This window comes from Bacillus sp. sid0103, assembly GCF_019219025.1.
The window spans coordinates 26248-42140 of sequence record NZ_JAHUWN010000043.1; the positions used below are offsets into that span (position 1 = coordinate 26248).

19 protein-coding genes and 2 pseudogenes are annotated in these 15893 nt (G+C 38.4%); 5 read left to right on the forward strand and 16 right to left on the reverse strand.

Features of this window, described 5'->3' with window-relative positions; genetic code table 11:
• Positions 1-29: 29 nt before the first annotated feature.
• Genes KW850_RS29835 through queC form a run of 4 tightly spaced genes read right to left on the reverse strand, consistent with a single transcriptional unit; the run spans position 30 to position 2465 of the window.
• Positions 30-569 (reverse strand): VUT family protein, encoded by a 540-nt coding sequence (locus KW850_RS29835; protein ID WP_218351311.1) that lies wholly within the window; start codon positions 567-569, stop codon positions 30-32.
• 34 nt (positions 570-603) lie between these two features.
• Positions 604-1332 (reverse strand): 7-carboxy-7-deazaguanine synthase QueE, encoded by a 729-nt coding sequence (gene queE, locus KW850_RS29840; protein ID WP_218351312.1) that lies wholly within the window; start codon positions 1330-1332, stop codon positions 604-606.
• On the reverse strand, positions 1329-1805 hold the full coding sequence (gene queD, locus KW850_RS29845) for a 6-carboxytetrahydropterin synthase QueD (RefSeq protein WP_218351313.1): 477 nt from the start codon (positions 1803-1805) through the stop codon (positions 1329-1331). Before queD ends, queE begins: the two co-directional genes overlap by 4 nt.
• A 3-nt stretch (positions 1806-1808) precedes the next feature.
• Positions 1809-2465 carry a 7-cyano-7-deazaguanine synthase QueC gene (queC, locus tag KW850_RS29850; protein ID WP_218351314.1) on the reverse strand — a complete coding sequence of 219 codons (657 nt, stop codon included), beginning with the start codon at positions 2463-2465 and terminating at the stop codon, positions 1809-1811.
• A gap of 331 nt (positions 2466-2796) precedes the next feature.
• On the opposite strand from queC, the gene KW850_RS29855 reads away from it, so the two are divergent.
• Positions 2797-3258 carry a CBO0543 family protein gene (locus KW850_RS29855; RefSeq protein ID WP_218351315.1) on the forward strand — a complete coding sequence of 154 codons (462 nt, stop codon included), beginning with the start codon at positions 2797-2799 and terminating at the stop codon, positions 3256-3258.
• A 227-nt stretch (positions 3259-3485) separates the two neighbouring features.
• Here KW850_RS29855 and KW850_RS29860 read toward each other — a convergent pair whose 3' ends face one another.
• The 6 genes from KW850_RS29860 to KW850_RS29885 all read right to left on the reverse strand — a co-directional run bounded on the left by KW850_RS29860 (position 3486) and on the right by KW850_RS29885 (position 7322).
• Positions 3486-3905 carry a hypothetical protein gene (locus KW850_RS29860; protein ID WP_218351316.1) on the reverse strand — a complete coding sequence of 140 codons (420 nt, stop codon included), beginning with the start codon at positions 3903-3905 and terminating at the stop codon, positions 3486-3488.
• A 224-nt stretch (positions 3906-4129) separates the two neighbouring features.
• Positions 4130-4585 carry a GNAT family N-acetyltransferase gene (locus KW850_RS29865; RefSeq protein WP_218351330.1) on the reverse strand — a complete coding sequence of 152 codons (456 nt, stop codon included), beginning with the start codon at positions 4583-4585 and terminating at the stop codon, positions 4130-4132.
• A gap of 354 nt (positions 4586-4939) precedes the next feature.
• Positions 4940-5857, reverse strand: coding sequence for a Gfo/Idh/MocA family protein (locus KW850_RS29870; RefSeq protein ID WP_218351331.1), 918 nt, complete (start codon positions 5855-5857; stop codon positions 4940-4942).
• A gap of 37 nt (positions 5858-5894) precedes the next feature.
• On the reverse strand, positions 5895-6110 hold the full coding sequence (locus KW850_RS29875) for an MFS transporter (protein ID WP_374226398.1): 216 nt from the start codon (positions 6108-6110) through the stop codon (positions 5895-5897).
• Positions 6111-6190: 80 nt separating this feature from the next.
• Positions 6191-6634, reverse strand: a complete 444-nt coding sequence (locus KW850_RS29880; RefSeq protein ID WP_218351317.1) for a carboxymuconolactone decarboxylase family protein — start codon at positions 6632-6634, stop codon at positions 6191-6193.
• Positions 6635-6668: 34 nt separating this feature from the next.
• The gene (locus KW850_RS29885) at positions 6669-7322 is read right to left on the reverse strand and encodes an FMN-dependent NADH-azoreductase (protein WP_218351318.1); all 654 of its coding nucleotides are present in this window, start codon (positions 7320-7322) and stop codon (positions 6669-6671) included.
• Between the two features lie 205 nt (positions 7323-7527).
• On the opposite strand from KW850_RS29885, the gene KW850_RS29890 reads away from it, so the two are divergent.
• Positions 7528-8019 (forward strand): RrF2 family transcriptional regulator, encoded by a 492-nt coding sequence (locus KW850_RS29890; protein WP_218351319.1) that lies wholly within the window; start codon positions 7528-7530, stop codon positions 8017-8019.
• Between the two features lie 139 nt (positions 8020-8158).
• Here the strand turns inward: KW850_RS29890 and KW850_RS29895 are convergent, their stop codons facing one another.
• From KW850_RS29895 to KW850_RS29915, 5 genes and pseudogenes are all read right to left on the reverse strand, one after another.
• Positions 8159-8389, reverse strand: a complete 231-nt coding sequence (locus KW850_RS29895; RefSeq protein ID WP_218351320.1) for a hypothetical protein — start codon at positions 8387-8389, stop codon at positions 8159-8161.
• A gap of 242 nt (positions 8390-8631) precedes the next feature.
• Positions 8632-9038: pseudogene (locus KW850_RS29900) on the reverse strand (NADPH-dependent FMN reductase); the annotation flags it as partial.
• A gap of 518 nt (positions 9039-9556) precedes the next feature.
• Complete coding sequence (locus tag KW850_RS29905; RefSeq protein ID WP_218351321.1) at positions 9557-10801, reverse strand: serine hydrolase domain-containing protein; 1245 nt, start codon at positions 10799-10801, stop codon at positions 9557-9559.
• Positions 10802-10833: 32 nt separating this feature from the next.
• Positions 10834-11001, reverse strand: coding sequence for a hypothetical protein (locus KW850_RS29910; protein WP_218351322.1), 168 nt, complete (start codon positions 10999-11001; stop codon positions 10834-10836).
• 153 nt (positions 11002-11154) lie between these two features.
• On the reverse strand, positions 11155-11580 hold the full coding sequence (locus KW850_RS29915; RefSeq protein ID WP_308128880.1) for a GNAT family N-acetyltransferase: 426 nt from the start codon (positions 11578-11580) through the stop codon (positions 11155-11157).
• 166 nt (positions 11581-11746) lie between these two features.
• On the opposite strand from KW850_RS29915, the pseudogene KW850_RS29920 reads away from it, so the two are divergent.
• Positions 11747-12560 (forward strand): annotated as a pseudogene (locus KW850_RS29920) (tyrosine-type recombinase/integrase).
• A 176-nt stretch (positions 12561-12736) separates the two neighbouring features.
• A complete protein-coding gene (locus KW850_RS29925) occupies positions 12737-13852 on the forward strand; it encodes an IS110 family RNA-guided transposase (protein ID WP_218351324.1) in 1116 nt (371 codons plus the stop codon).
• 585 nt (positions 13853-14437) lie between these two features.
• On the opposite strand, the gene KW850_RS29930 is transcribed toward KW850_RS29925, so the two are convergent.
• Positions 14438-15028 (reverse strand): LysE family transporter, encoded by a 591-nt coding sequence (locus KW850_RS29930; protein ID WP_218351325.1) that lies wholly within the window; start codon positions 15026-15028, stop codon positions 14438-14440.
• A gap of 117 nt (positions 15029-15145) precedes the next feature.
• Between KW850_RS29930 and KW850_RS29935 the strand changes: the two genes are divergently transcribed.
• Positions 15146-15700: a helix-turn-helix domain-containing protein gene (locus KW850_RS29935; RefSeq protein WP_218351326.1), complete on the forward strand. Its 555-nt coding sequence runs from the start codon at positions 15146-15148 to the stop codon at positions 15698-15700.
• The last annotated feature ends 193 nt before the right edge of the window (positions 15701-15893 follow it).

Sequence of the window (15893 nt, forward strand, 5' to 3'; positions counted from 1 at the left end):
TCTCACTCTCCTTGGCAAGTGCATTTATATTAATTAGATACCGTATTCTGATTGGATGATTTATATACAAGGCTTAATAGTCCTGCTGCAATCGCCTGAATGATCGTTTTCACGATGACTTGCCCGAGGATGGCTGCTGGAACGGCTTCCCATGGTAAGAAGTTTGCCCCCATCGGGCTTAGGCCGATAATGACGAAAATGACGGAATCCAATAGGCCGCCAACGATTCCGCTATAAAACACTCTCCAGCTCATTGGTAGATTTAATCTTGAATAAATTTCTGTATCGGTTGTTTCTGCTACTGCAAATGATAGAGCAGAAGCTAACACGATGATCAGTGTATCACCTAGTATGAATGACACAAGTCCAGACAATAATAAGGCCGTTCCTATGAAAATATAAGTCTTTTTTCTTCCATATTTGTTTTGAACCAAGTCACGAAAAATAAACGTGGCTCCAATAAACAATGTTCCCATTGGAACAATAAATACGCCCAGTTGCAATGGTGCGAAAGCTGCAGTAACAACATTCGCGGTTACAATTGATATTAAATATAATAGGATTCTCATTCTTTCCTTACTCTCTTTCTAACCTCTATTCGCCTTACACACCTCGCTTATTCCCCCAAAGAAGTGCATGTAATTGCGGTAACACCTTTACATCATTCAATTCATGATCCGAAACTACACAATTGACTAACCACTCATATTTCATCAATAGTTTTTGAATCAATTCGTTATTATTGCCATTCGTGATATCATCGTTTCCGACCTGAAGATAAAAAGGGATATCCGCGTAGCGGTTATGGACCGTTTTCGCATATTCTAGATCCGCTTCATCAAAGATGACGACTTTTAGGCTCACTTGGTGTTTAAAATCATGGTCGTTTAAATTTTGAAAAATAGCATCTAAGATTTCAAAATTAGTTACCATCTTAGAACTTGGCGGTTTGGGTGAGATCGTTAGTTCATCGATATTGACGAACCAGTCCTGCCATCGGCTGCCTTGCGTTTCGATGCCAATTTTTATATCATTTTCTTTTAATAAATCGATAAAAACATCTAAATTTTTCAGCAGAGCGGGATTTCCGCCTGAGATCGTTACAAACGAGAAATTATCGCCGCCGACTCTTTTTAATTCAGCCCAAATTTCTTCAGCTGTCATTTGCTGAATATCCTCTTTGGCACTGCCATCCCATGTAAAGGCTGAATCACACCAACTGCAGGAATAATCACAGCCAGCGGTCCGAACGAACATCGTCTTTTGACCAATGACCATGCCTTCTCCTTGAATGGTTGGACCAAATATTTCTAAAACAGGAATCTTACTCATTCCTCCATCCACTCCCTTCTCGCTTCTGCATAGCTGGTCGGAGTTTCAAACAGACGAACAAATTCGACTCTTGCTCCATGATATTGATTCTTACGCTCTTCTGTAGCTAATGCTTCCTTCATTTTTTCGTAAATCCACACAACCATGTTTTCCGCTGTTGTATTCATCGAAGGAAGGGTTTCATTCAAGTATTGATGATCAAGGAATATTTCGATTTCATTTTTCCAAATCTCTTTAATATCACCAAAGTCGATCATTAAGCCGCGTTCATCGACAAAACCGCTGATTCCGAAAATAACGTGGTACGTGTGACCGTGCAAGTTCTTGCATTTCCCTTCATAGCAATGCAAGTGATGTGAAGCATCGAAAGTAAATTCTTTGCTCACTAGTACACGTTTTGCGTGATATTTTAATTGATGAGGATGAATATCCTCATTTATTTTTTGAAGTTTATCGACGATTCTAAAACCCATCGTTTAAAACCTCCCATTTAAAAAGTCATCGAGCCCTCTTTTTCGTAATACGCAGGCTGGGCATTCGCCGCATCCATCGGCAATCACACCGTTGTAGCAGGTTAATGTTTTTTCACGTACAAATTCTAATGCGCCTAATTCATCCGCTAGAGCCCATGTTTCTGCTTTGTTGATCCACATTAATGGGGTATGAATGACAAAATTATCGTCCATGGATAGATTCAAGGTCACATTCAGTGATTTGATGAAAATATCACGGCAATCCGGGTAGCCGCTGAAATCTGTTTCACACACACCAGTTACCAAATGCTTGGCACCAATTTGACGTGCTAATACACCTGCGAACGTCAGGAATAACAAGTTACGGCCAGGCACAAATGTCGACGGTAGTTCACCCTCGCCGCCATCAGTAACTTCAATATCTGAACGTGTTAACGCATTAGGAGCTAGTTGATTCAGTAATGACATATCTAAAATATGGTGCTTCACACCAAGTTCATTCGCTATATTTTTCGCACATTCAATTTCTAAACTATGCCGTTGATTGTAATCAAATGTCACGACTTCTACTTCTTTAAATTGTTTTAATGCCCAAAATAAACAAGTGGTGCTGTCTTGTCCACCACTAAATACAACAATGGCCTTCTCATTTTTTAACATTTCTTTCCGATACTTCCTTTCAAAATAGAAAAAACAGCACTCCAAGATAGAAGTACTGCTTCATCTTAGTTTTTTTAATGAGGGGGGCTAGAACCTCTTATCGCTAATGCGATTATTTATTCAATTCAAAAATATACACAATAATAAACCCATTTTACTATCTTTCCACCTATTTGTCGACATTTTTCGAGTTTCTTTGTTTTCAGATCATTAAAGCTTGGTTGTTTAATAAGCAATGTACAAGCCATTCTTCAAATTTATTGCCATAGATCATGATAAAAAACTACGATAAACACATCCTATACTTATCGAGAGTCAAGAGAGGGCGCTTATGTGGTATCTTTATTTTTCTGTATTGACCTTTAATACAGTAGCCTTAATCACCAAAAAGAAATTACAACCTATTGTTTATTACGCTTCGGTCTTCTGGGGGCTATTTTTCGCAGAATTTACGGACAGATGGACTGATAAATGGGACTGGTATGGATTCTTTGAACCAGGGGTTATTGATTGGGAAAGTACCCTTATTATCCTGGGTATTTATCCAGCAGCTACCATTCTTTTGATTAATGGGTATCCTTATGAACGAACCAGGAAAGCCAAAGTTGCTTATGTCCTTGCCTGGTCTATATTCTCAACGGCATTTGAGTATTCCTTTTATCTTGCAGGCTATGAACACTTTAACAATGGATGGAAATGGTGGCATTCAGCTATATCCTATCCCTTCTTATACGAATTACTATTTTTACAAGTATGGTTTGTAAAACGACTACTAAAAAAAGGGAACCGCTGACAAACGGGTTCGGTTTTGAAGTACAAAATTCGAATTAGCGGCTAAAATCACAGCAAGGGGCTTTTTTATGTTCAAACCTCATATTTCTTCATTACAGGAATGCTGCTCCTTTACTTGAATAAGAAAAAAAGCCGCCGAAGCAGCTGGATTTTTAAGTCTTGCACCCGTTAGTTGAAAAAGTTCGATTCAAATAAGGTGCTACCAATTAAAGGCAACACCTTTTCCCATTACTTATGTTCGTAATCTAATACTTCTACCATAAAGCCATGACTACATCCAATTTTAGGACTATCACAAGATGGAGATACTCTTACTTTAACCAAGTCTTCTCCATATTCAAATGGATTATTGTTACTGTCAGGAACTTGAATTCTTAAGGAAATATCATAAGAATGATTGTTGTTATAAAGAATATTAACAATCCTCCGTTGCTGCCAGCCAAAACCAGAAGCTTCTTTTCCTCCATACTCTTTTATTACCCTTTTATCAACAGCTGGAAATATAATATCTCGAATAATATCTTCTGGTGTAACATACCAGTCTTCTGCATACGGTTTAATTTCCTTTGGCTCTGGAGGTTTCGCATTAACCAAGTTATCTGTGGCAATCATTAATAAAATTGTAAAGAGGACAATCGTTTTCTTCACGATGCTTACTCCCAAAAATTTTTTACAGTTAGATTTCGCATCTTCAATTAATATTATCCACAACAGCCACTAACCCTTATCTCCAAACCAAGTTGTTTCGTAATTTGTTTCAATAGGACATCAACGAACCATTTTGATGTTCAACTAGCCTGCCACGTTAGTGAAACAAGAAAAGCCGCTAATGGCAGCTGGATCTTGATCTCTTGCAATCGTTAGAAGAGTTTTTATTGTTGATATGGATTTTTAAGTACCTTTTGCATAAATAGTTCTGGATTAACAATTTGTTCAAAACCGTATTGGTTATATAATGAATGTGCATCATTAGTAGCTAACATAAATCTACGAACTCCCTGTAATTCGGAATGGTTTGTGATAATACCCATTAACCATTTTGATAACCCTAATTTCCGATAATCTGGCAATATAAACACATCACATAGATAGGCATAAGTTGCTAAATCAGAAATTACCCTTGCAAAACCAACTTGTTCAATAACGTCTTTACCTACTTCACCTTTATAAACTCCAAAACATAACGGAGAATTTTCCATTGCCTTTTTTACTATTTGCTTGGGTATCCCCTTTGACCAGTAGGCTTCTTGACTCAAGAAGGTATGTATTAATGTTAAATCTAAATACTCTTTATTTGTAGAAATTGAAAACCCTTTATTAATCCACATTTCCAAATTAAGCCCCCCTATTTTTTTGAATGTTCTGCAATAAATTAAACTACAGATTTAAATTTTGTTCAACTAAACTGCCACGTAAGTGCAATAAGAAAAAGGGATCGCCGCAGCCATCCCGATCCTTATCTCTTGCACCCTATAGTTTAAGTAGAAACTTCACAATCTCTTTTATACTTAAACATAATCTCATTACAAAAAGACGCCTTCTTATTAAAGAAAAGCGCCCGTTTGTGGAACAAACATATTTCTTTTCTGCCTATATAACATAAGTGAGATTATAGGAAGTTAATCAAAATATAAAGCTGACTTTAAAAGCCAGCTTTATACACCATTTACTTATGAATTTAATTATTTTTGCTTTAGTAATTGATCAACAAGTAGTTGAGACTTTAACCCTTCTAATCCATCAACAAGGGGTTGCTCATCATTTTGAATACAATAAATGAAATGCTGTACAGCATCTTCAAAGCCTCGTTGTTTTAAAGTTGTTTCCCATGAAGAAGAAACTGTTGTAGATATTGCATTTTCTTCTTCGATTTCTGTTGTATTCATGTTTTTTACACGGATAATTGCTCCGTCTGTTATCAATTCTATTTGTTCTAAATTCGTTCCTGCTTTTCTATGCATAGCTGTGGTGAAAGATATATTTTGAGAGGATTCATACGTATGCTGCGCATATAAAAGTTGATTTTCATCGTTCGTATGAACAGTTCCATACAGCACACTAAGATCTCCATCACCCAACCAACGTACTGTATCGACTAAGTGAAGATAATCATCTAACATTGTGAACTCATAAGAATAAGGACCCACACTGTCCGTTCTGTGCTTTTCAACACGTACCCAAGCTATATTATTCGCTTTTTCCTTTGCTTTCACATACATTGGAGCAAAACGACGATTAAATCCAACCATAAGCTTTCTTCCCAATTTTTCACTTAATTCGACTAATTTTTCTGCTTCTGAAATAGATGCTGCCAATGGTTTATCGACATATACATCTATCCCTTTGCTAAGCAGTTCCGAAACCACTTCATAATGTGATTCAGTAGAGCTGTGTACAAACACGGCATCACACTCTTGAGCCAATGCTAGTAAGCTATCAAAATCTTGTATACGATACTGATTGCAGATTGCCTTTCTCTTCTCTCTACTGGGTGAAAATGCACCCGCAAATGTCCAATCTGTTTCTTTTGAAAGAATAGGCAAATATGCTTTCTGAGCGATACCACCCAGTCCTACCATACCGATTCTAGGTTTCATCAAATTAATCATCCTTTTCATATATAGATTTGGTAAAGCATTAATGAAGAACAATTGATTTGTTCCTCCGTGATGCATAATAGTTAACCCTAAAAAAGGTCCAACTACCATACCAAGATCCATAATAGCCCATCCCTTCCCCTTTTCGTGATTCAGGGATGAGATCTGCTACGATGGCTCCGGTAGCTGTAGTTGCCATTCCAAATCCAATTCCATGGAAAAAGCGAACAATAAGTAGTGATGTGATCGATTGCATTATAGATACCTGTTACTTTATTTGGATGCCTTTTGTTTACAAACTGTGCCGAACACCCATAAGATGTTTGTTGAGAATAATTATTTTTCAGTTGCTGTATTCCCCATTGCAATAGATATTCTATTCCAACTATTGATTTGATTAATTATTAGTACAAGGTCAACATATTGTCGCTCGTCATAATGTTCACGTACTCGTTGATAAAGCTCATCTGGCACACGTTTTGTCGGGATTAAAGTTACGTATTCTGTCAACTCAAGAGCCACTTTTTCAGGATCTGTGTAAAATGTGCACTCTCTCCAAGCACTAATACAATATAAACGTTGTTCCGTTTCTCCCATTTTTCTAGCATCAGCTGTATGCATGTTAAGACAATATGCACAACCATTTATTTGAGAAGCCCGAATTTTTATAAGTTCACGAAGTTTACGGTCTATACCTGTTGTTTTCGTATACTTCTCCATTTCCATCATTATTTTAAGTGCTTCAGATGCTACATTGTAATAATCAACTCGTTGTTCCAATTTAATTTCCTCCTTATATTTCTTTTCTTTGCCTTTAAGTCAGTATTAATTTAGGTGCTAATCTAGAAGCAGCTTCTTCAGCTTCTTTATATGCTTTTTGTAATACTTCATTTGATTCTAGTAAAGCAGTTCCTTGCGCCCGAATGATTTGATAATCTTCAATACCAAGGAAATTGAACATTGACTTCAGGTATTTTTGGGAGTAATCAACTTCTGTATACCAATCATTATTGGTATAGATTGATCCACTTGCTTGTATAATAAGCATTCTTCGTCCGTCATTAAGTAGACCCACTGACCCATTTTCAGTATATTTAAAAGTTTCACGTGCAATCAGGATATTGTCCATATAATCTTTTAACTTTGATGGAATATTAAAATTATGCAAAGGTAAAACAATGATATACGTATTTGCACTTATAAATTGATTTAAGATCTCGGACATACGCTCCGTTACTTTTTGTTCTTGACTAGTTAGCTCTTGTTCTTTTCGTTGTTTTTCCCATGCACTTAAAACCGTTTTATCTATCATAGGCACTTCATCACTATACAAATTAATCTGTTCAATTGCTTCGCTGTCAGGAATTAATTCTTTATATGCTTTCAAAAAGTGGTTAAAAACCTGCAAGCTTACTGAAGAAGTATCATCTACTTTTGGATGTGCGTTAATGATAAGTGTTTTATTCATTTTTATTTCCCCTTTAAAATGAATTTTAAGTCCAAATTGGAGACTAAGTTAATCGCCGATTAACATAGTCTATAATATATACTATAATTATTTTTGTCAAATGAATATGATTTACCCAAAAGAGATTTCTTTTATTTGACTAAAACTCTAAATACTCCTAAGATACAATTTGATAACCCTTAAAATCAAAAGCAGGTGAGTTTATATGCAGTATAGTGTCGGAGTTGAATATGCTTTACATTGTCTGGTTTATTTAATTGATGTTCCTTCCAACGATAGTATTGGGATAAAGGATTTGGCAGAATTCCAAGGTCTTCCTGAGACATTTCTTTCAAAAGTTTTCGGTAAATTATCTAAGGCTGGAATTGTAAGTTCTGTCCCCGGGGTAAAAGGAGGATATAGATTATCTAAGTCTCCGGAAGATATTTCCTTTTGGGATGTAATTGAAGCAATTGAAGGCCCTAAGCCTATTTTTCAATGTAAAAATATTAAAGATAATGGTTATTTGTATAGAAAAAACTGCTGTCAAGCTCCCTCCTTTTGCACCATCAATTTAGTTATGCTATCTGCGGAAGAAAAAATGCGTGATGACTTACGTAGTAAATCACTTTCATGGTTAAATGAAGAACTTGATAGTGTCTTATCAAAACAAATACGTGAAGATACTCGGAAATATTTTTCGAAGAGCAACACATAAAACAAACCTCTCGTGAAATTCCTTAATTAAAGGGAATTAAGAGAGGTTTTTTCTTAGTTCAAAGAATCGTATCATTCAATTGTCTAGTAAGAACTACAACCAATCCTCAATTAACCTGCTAGTTGGCCCATTCACAATCTTAGTAAATTATTCCATTAAATGGCCCGATTGCATTATGATCATTAATTGGGATTTTCTTATATTGTTCAGTCCATTGATATAAGTCATTTTTAAGATTATCTGTCAACGGAAAGTCATCAATATCGAGATTCCAGCCACATACGTTGCACCAAATTGGGTCAGCCACAAAATCCGCTTCTAGTTTAAATGAATGGGAAAATTCGCAATTACAAACATCTTTTAACATCAAAAGTAATCTCCCAAAAATAAAATATTCTACCCAACATCTATGCAACTAACCTGCTTACTTTACTTGAATAAGAAAAAAAGCCGCTGAAGCAGCTGGATCTTTAAGTCTTGCACCCTTTAGTTTAAGTAAAATTCTTCACATACATTTAACTTTAATATTTAAAATCGACCTTTTAATATAGTAAAGGTCGGTTAAGATTTTTTACTGAAATTCAGCCAATATTTCTTAATAAATGTTTAATTTTATCGTAGTGTTTTTAATGCTCCGCTCCAAGCAACCACTTCTTCGAGCATCGCATTTACATTATTAAGAAGTAAATCTTGTGGTTTAAACTCCGTTCCATTAACAAAATCGGTAAATAGACTTAAAGTTGGATGTGTACGAACATCCGCCACTTTTTGTTCTGCAAGAATTCCACGTAAGTGTTCAGCTGCACGAGCTCCTCCAGTTGAACCATAACTTCCGATACCAGCCGCCTAGTTATACCACGCATCACGGGCAAAATCGATAGCGTTCTTTAATGCACCCGTAATACTGTGTTGTACTCTTGAACAATGAATACGAATCCATCGAGGCTTGCAAGTTTTTCATTCCATGCTGCAATTCCCGGTTCTGTTCCATCGGTTGTTCCTAAAAACGGAAGATTAAATTATCAAGATATGTCCAAAAATCATTAATTGTTCTTTGTTCTATATTATGTTTCTTATACCATCGTATTAACTTCTCTGAATTCATAGCTTACTCCCTTAATGTTATTGATTTTAGTCGGTCTAGATAATATTTTATCCCTAATTAAACATTCCTGCTTCGTTAGTTCAATAACTTCAACAAAAAAGGCGTTAATCCTTCCTGGAATAACGCACCCTTAAGTCGAGCATTTTTATCAATTTATTTTTTCAACTTAAAAAGGGGTAGTACCAGCGAAGCTGACACCACCCGCAATGTAGATGTAATTAAATGGGGAATTATTTATTGATGACCTCGTTATATCCCTGCTGGGCATCGGTGATTACAAGCTTTGAATAGACCTCCAAGGACTTGCGGTCATGCCCCTGCCCGCTTCCACTCCGAACAACCAACTCCGCGTCACGTCATGGTTCTGCCCCAATAAGGTCGATGAAATTCATTGGCCTTTTTTTAAACGAACGACGAACCGCGGGCTCGGTGTCAGTCTTCGATTGCCTGGTAGACCATGGTCCAGAAGTCGTGGATAAGCCGCGTTGAATCTGGAGTGGACGCCCCAACCTGGGTGAGCAGGATTCCGGTGAGCTGTTTGTCCGGGTCAGCGTACGTCGCGGTGCCGCTTCCGCCGTCCCAGCCGAACTGGCCGATAGACGCGTAGTCACCACGGTAGGTGCGCACCGCCATCCCGAAGCCCCAGCCGCCGTGCTGCCCTTGGCCGAATGACACATGGACGTTGTTGCGGGCCATGGCGTTTCGGGCGGCTTGTTGCTCGGGCGTAAGGCGGTTGGTGGTCATCAGCTGGACGGCGGGCCGGGATAGGATCCGTTCGGTCCCGTGCATCCCGTGATTCAGCAGCATCCGGAAGTAGGCGTGGTAGTCGTCGACGGTGGAGACCAGTCCGCCGCCGCCCCCCTGGAACGCCGGAGGCTGGCTGTGGCGTCCCCCCTTGGCCTCGTCCCACACTATGAACTCTCCGGTCTGCGGGTCGGGGGCGTAGAGGGTTGGCAGCCGGTCGATCTTGTCGGCGGGCACGTGGAAACCGGTGTCCTTCATGCCCAGGGGGTCGAGGATGCGTTCGCGAAGGAACGTCTCAAACGACTGGCCCGTGACCCTGGCGACGAGCACGCCGAGTAGATCGTTGCTGATGTGGTACTGCCAGCGCTCTCCGGGATGGTGCATCAGCGGAAGCGCGCCAAGGCGGCGCATCCACTCATCCGGCTCGGGCACCGGCTCCGGTAGATTGGGCGTGAGCCCCTGCTCGAAGATCGCGTTCATGATCGGAGTGCCCAGCGACGTCATATCCATGCCGAGCCCGAACGTGGAGGTCAGCAGGTCCCGTACGGTGATCGGCCGCCGCGCCGGTACGGTATCGTCCAGCGGGCCGTCGATCCTCTTCAGCACCCGCCGGTCGGCGAGTTCCGGCAGCCACTGCTCTACCAGGTCATCCAGCCGCAGCCTGCACTCGTCGAGCAGGACCATCGCCGCCGCGATCGTAACCGGCTTGGACGTTGAGGCCATCCGGAAGATCGTGTCCCGGCGCATCGGCGCACCATCGTCATGGCGCATCGTCCCGATCGCTTCGACGTGCGTCTCATCGTACCGGCTGACCAGGGCGACGAGCCCAGGAATCTTCCCGGATTCGACATGCCGTGCCAGCACGTCGCGCATTCTGCGCAGCCCAGTTTCGGAGAAGCCGCTGTTGCTTTGTTCCGTTGTAATCTTTTTCATTTGGTTTCCCTCTCTTTACTTTTTTATCAGCCCTATGGATATGTCCTGCGCTTAGCATAGAGCCAATTGTTCATCGGACGTTTATTCTCGGTTTCATCAAATTCAAAGTCACCATTATTCCGTAAGTAATCTTCTTTGACAACCGTTGTCTTGCCCGCCCCATTGGAGCCGAGCAGGGCGATAATACTGCCCTTATCCATTTAAGTCCCTACCTTCACATTACCTAATTATGTATATTCTGTAAGTAAATACATATTCCTTCTTCAACTATCCTGGACGTTAGCACAAAAAGAAAAGACCGCCGCAGCGATCTCCGTACTTAAACTCTTGCACCCGTTAGTTAAATAAGATTTTTATAATCTTTTTTCCAAATAGTATTGATTATGTCCTTTAGGATGATCTTCACTTACTCCTATCACTTTATATCCCAGCTTCTTATAGAAATTTGGAGCTTGAAAACTAAATGTATCCAAGTTTATCAGTCGACATTCTTTTTCAATTGCAAATTCTTCAATATGTTTCATCAACTTGCTACCATAGCCTTCGTGTCTATATTCTTCAGAAATCCACAGAAAGTCAACGTGCAAGTGGTGCCAGAATGTTGTCGCCGTTACTCCTCCTATAATTTCTTCTTTTTCATTTTTCACTACAAAACTAATATTTTCCGAAGGAGTTTTTTCTTCATATGAAAGACTTTTTAGGTTATGTTCAATCACCTTTTTTCTTATGTAATCACTATCTTCTTGTTTCCATTGTTTTATTATTTTCATTTTAACTATCTCCCTCTCCTTTTTAAATTTCTATTTTATTTATTCAATTTAATAATCAAATAGTCCTTTCTTCTTCAACTAACCTGCTTCTTAAGCTTAATAAGAGTCGCCGTTTCAATTTCGTGAAACAGGTCAATAATTCATGAAAAAAAGAATTTTTTGGGGAGAGATGAACTTGTTATTATCTCAAGCATGGGAAACGTATGAATCTGATAAACGTATTGAAGGCTTTTCGCCGCAAACATTAAAAGCATATAAACAACAGTCCGGCTTACTTATACGCTTTATTAATGATGTTCAACTTGATACGATCACTACGGTTCAATTAAAAACTTATTTAGCAAAATCAAGTGAAAGCCTTAAGCCTGCAAGTTTGGCTCATCGAATTCGTTCATGAAGAAGGGCATATTCCCAAAAATCCTGCAACTAAAATAAAAGAACCTAAAACCGGAAAACGAATTCCTAAATTTTTGACCGAAATGGAAATTGAATATTTACGGGAAGCCTGTTGTTCCCCTATGGAAAAGGCTCTGTTTGAATTCATGTTCTCCACTGGATGCCGAATAGGAGAAGTTGTTACCTTAGATAGGGGTAGAATTAATTGGTCGAACCGGTCAGCTGTTATCAGAGGTAAAGGCGATAAGGAACGAGAGGTCTATTTTAATATTCGCTGCGAAATTTGGTTAAAACGATATCTGGATAATCGTGTAGATAAGGATCCTGCCATCTTTGTCACGGAACGCGATCCTCATCGAATGAGCATTGCCACGATGAGATACATAATAAAGCGGATTTCCAACCGTACTGGCATTAACAAAGACATTCATCCGCACCAACTCAGGCACAGCTATGCAACCCATTTATTGAATAATGGAGCACCTCTCGATTTTATTCAAAGCTTATTAGGTCATGAAAAAAGTGAAACTACCCGGATTTATGCCCAATTAAGTGGAAGCATCAGACAGGAATTTTATAGGAAGTATTTTTAATAATAAAACAGTAACGCATCTCCATGCGTTGCTGTTTTCACTCTTGCACCCGTTTCTTTAAGTTATCATGAACGAAACTAGCTCCTTACTCGTAACACCGTAGGTTAATTTGGTTACACTGTTTACTGGAAAAAACAAACCAAATCAGAGCTACATTACGGAAGGAGCTAGTTATTATGCAGGATACCATAAAATATGTAGGTTTAGACGTTTCAAAAGAAAAAATTGCCGTTGCCATTGCAGATGAAGGTCGTGATGAGCCAAGGTATTGGGGAATGATTCCTAACACTCCGGAATCCATTAGAAAGTTAGTAAAAAAGCTTGGAGAAAAAGAGAATCTTCGAGTGTGCTATGAAGCTGGACCAACTGGTTATGGTTTATATCGACTTTTTCATAGCCTAGGAATTGAGTGTGAAGTGATCGCCCCATCTTTAATCCCTAAAAAACCAGGTGAGCGCATCAAAACAGACCGTAGGGATTCGATTAAACTAGCAAAGTTATTTCGCGCCGGCGAATTAACTCCTGTTTATGTGCCAACAGAAGATGATGAAGCCCTTCGGGATTTAGTTCGGGCTCGGGAAGATGCCAAAGAGGATGAATTAAGAGCTAAACATCGATTATCTAAATTCCTTTTACGGAATGATATTCACCCTCCTTTCAATGGGAAAAAGTGGACTCGTAGATATCGTGAATGGTTAAATACTCTAAAGTTTGAACGCTCCACGTCTAAAGTAGTATTTCAAGAATATCTGCACCATCTACAAGAAATTGAGCAAAGGGTAAAACGATTAGAGGAAGAAATAAAATTACAATCAACCGAAGGTTACCATGCGCCAATGATTCAAGCACTACAATCATTGAGGGGAATAGCTACGATTACAGCTACTAGTCTTGTGGCTGAGATAGGATCATTTAAGAGATTTACTTCTCCCAAAAAATTAATGTCTTACGTTGGTTTAATTCCAAGTGAAAGTTCTAGTGGTGAAATCAGAAGGCAAGGTAAAATTACCAAAACAGGTAATCGTCATGTTCGTCGGTTGCTTGTAGAAGCAGCTTGGAGTTATCGATTTCCACCTGCTATAAAGGGAGATTTAAAGAAAAGACTAGAAGGACAGTTGCCCAATGTTCAAATGATCTCATGGAAAGCTCAAAATCGCCTTCATAAAAAATATTTTCGTTTATTATCACGTGGAAAAGCATTTGGAAAGGCATTAACAGCCATTGCAAGAGAATTAGCAGGATTTATCTGGGCAGTTACTCAAGAAATTGAAAATAAATCCATGGCAAAGTAATAATGTCGAATAAAATAAATATCAATTTTATTTAGAAGTCGGAGCTTAGGGCTCGGAGGCAAAGGTAAAAACCGGTAAGGAGAAACCACGAATTGTACTTGTGATATGCCTAAATAGGCTAACTCACGTTTTAAGTTAGTGGAAGCTCCATTATACGGAAAGATAAAATGTGAAAACCCACGAATATCAGAGTGCTAACCGCAGTTGAGATTTTTGCCTTCGTGCCGTGTACTTAACTTTTTATATTAATATGAAAGGAGTAATTTTATTCATTCTCAGCTTTAAAAAGTATCTCAATCTCCAAATTGCCTGTCAAGGAGAGCACTTGACAGCCAATTTGGAGATTGAGGAGCAGTTAGTAAGCTGAGAAGGAGATTCCCTAGCCTTGAAAAGGCTGAAACCCAACTAAAAAGCAAAGAAGCCGAAAAACGCTTCTCTTCTTAGAGTTGCACAAAAACCGAAACCAAAACCAACTTGGTAGGGAGCATTGACAGTTTCGTTCATATCAGTACAATACTTCACAATCTGCTTTGTTAATTAAATCAAAAAAAGCCGATGCCTTTTTAAAGCATCGCACCCGTTACATTATCTCGATTCCAAAAGTATCGAAATTGCGCTAAACATCAATAATAAAGCCATAACTATATTAAACTGAGTATTATACTTTGATAAGAATTTTCGGAAAATTGAACCAAACACACCCCAAGAGTAAGTACCTAAAAAACCAACAAAAGCTAGAAAGAATGAATAGAATATTAAGCTGACATTTGAAGTGTGATATGGGAGGACAAAGGTTGATATTGTAGTTATGCCATATAAAATACCTTTCGGATTTATGAATTGTAAAAGCATACCTGTTAAAAAACTGTTATTCTTGTCCTCATCATTGTGATTACCATCATTCTTACTGGTAATAATTTTTATAGCCAGATACAACATATAGATTACACCTAGAATAGTCATTATAAATTCAACTTTTGGAATGAAGCTTTTAAGCAAAAGACCAAAATAAGCACACAATAATATTAGTACAAAGAAACCTGAACCAACCCCTAACGAAAATCTAATTGTCTTTTTTAATCCGTATTTGTTAGCAACTAACATTGCCATAATATTATTTGGACCTGGGGTAAAAGCAGTAACAAAGACATATAACAAAAATGATAATAAAGCCAAAATGGAACCCTCCTTTTATTGTATGTTATAATGTTCGAAATAGACAATATAACGATTTCCTTTATATTGTACGATACATACGTTATATTGTAAATAATGAATTTTAGGAGTGTTTTTATGGAAGAAATAAATCAAATCATTGCCAAAAACTTAAAAGCCTATAGAGAAAGTAAAAAATTAAGCCTTGAAAAGGTTGCAGAGGTTACTGGTGTAAGTAAAACAATGATTGGTCAAATTGAAAGAGGTGAATCCAGTCCTACTATTACAACTATCTGGAAAATAGCAAATGGATTAAAAATTTCTTTTACTTCTTTAATCAATAATCCGCAGCCAGATACAAAAGTTATTTCAATGAGCGAGGTTCAAACTCTTGTGGAGGATAAAGGGAAATATCGGCTTTATCCATACTTTCCCTTTGAAGATGATAGACGTTTTGAAGTATATTCTGTTGAGATTGAAAAAGGTGGGTTCCTAAGTGCTGATTCGCACAGGGAAGGAACTGAGGAATTTGTAACTATTTATGATGGTGAATTAACTGTCCGAGTAAATGACGTTGAATATACAGTGAAAAAAGGCGATTCTATTAGATTCAAGGCTGATAGACCTCATACTTATCATAATTCTGGAGAAACATTAACTCGATTAAGTATGGTTTTATACTATCCAAATTAAAACCCCGTTTAATTAAAACGGGGTTTTACCATTGTATTATTCACTAATATAACAATGCGTTATTAAACTAGTTGAGTAGAAGAGAACCTCTCTACCTCGCGGTAGATTGTGTTTCTCCCCCCTCGCAGAACCGTGCTTGCGCTATTCACGCACACGGCTCCTCCTAGTTATCATTCACAAGATGTAGCTAATC

Bases quoted from the DNA above. Each gene is read 5' to 3' on its own strand.
- KW850_RS29835 (WP_218351311.1), bottom strand. From the start codon at position 569: ATGAGAATCCTATTATATTTAATATCAATTGTAACCGCGAATGTTGTT.
- queE (WP_218351312.1), bottom strand. From the start codon at position 1,332: ATGAGTAAGATTCCTGTTTTAGAAATATTTGGTCCAACCATTCAAGGA.
- queD (WP_218351313.1), bottom strand. From the start codon at position 1,805: ATGGGTTTTAGAATCGTCGATAAACTTCAAAAAATAAATGAGGATATT.
- queC (WP_218351314.1), bottom strand. From the start codon at position 2,465: ATGTTAAAAAATGAGAAGGCCATTGTTGTATTTAGTGGTGGACAAGAC.
- KW850_RS29855 (WP_218351315.1), top strand. From the start codon at position 2,797: ATGTGGTATCTTTATTTTTCTGTATTGACCTTTAATACAGTAGCCTTA.
- KW850_RS29865 (WP_218351330.1), bottom strand. From the start codon at position 4,585: ATGTGGATTAATAAAGGGTTTTCAATTTCTACAAATAAAGAGTATTTA.
- KW850_RS29875 (WP_374226398.1), bottom strand. From the start codon at position 6,110: ATGCAATCGATCACATCACTACTTATTGTTCGCTTTTTCCATGGAATT.
- KW850_RS29885 (WP_218351318.1), bottom strand. From the start codon at position 7,322: ATGAATAAAACACTTATCATTAACGCACATCCAAAAGTAGATGATACT.
- KW850_RS29890 (WP_218351319.1), top strand. From the start codon at position 7,528: ATGCAGTATAGTGTCGGAGTTGAATATGCTTTACATTGTCTGGTTTAT.
- KW850_RS29905 (WP_218351321.1), bottom strand. From the start codon at position 10,801: ATGAAAAAGATTACAACGGAACAAAGCAACAGCGGCTTCTCCGAAACT.
- KW850_RS29910 (WP_218351322.1), bottom strand. From the start codon at position 11,001: ATGGATAAGGGCAGTATTATCGCCCTGCTCGGCTCCAATGGGGCGGGC.
- KW850_RS29925 (WP_218351324.1), top strand. From the start codon at position 12,737: ATGCAGGATACCATAAAATATGTAGGTTTAGACGTTTCAAAAGAAAAA.
- KW850_RS29935 (WP_218351326.1), top strand. From the start codon at position 15,146: ATGGAAGAAATAAATCAAATCATTGCCAAAAACTTAAAAGCCTATAGA.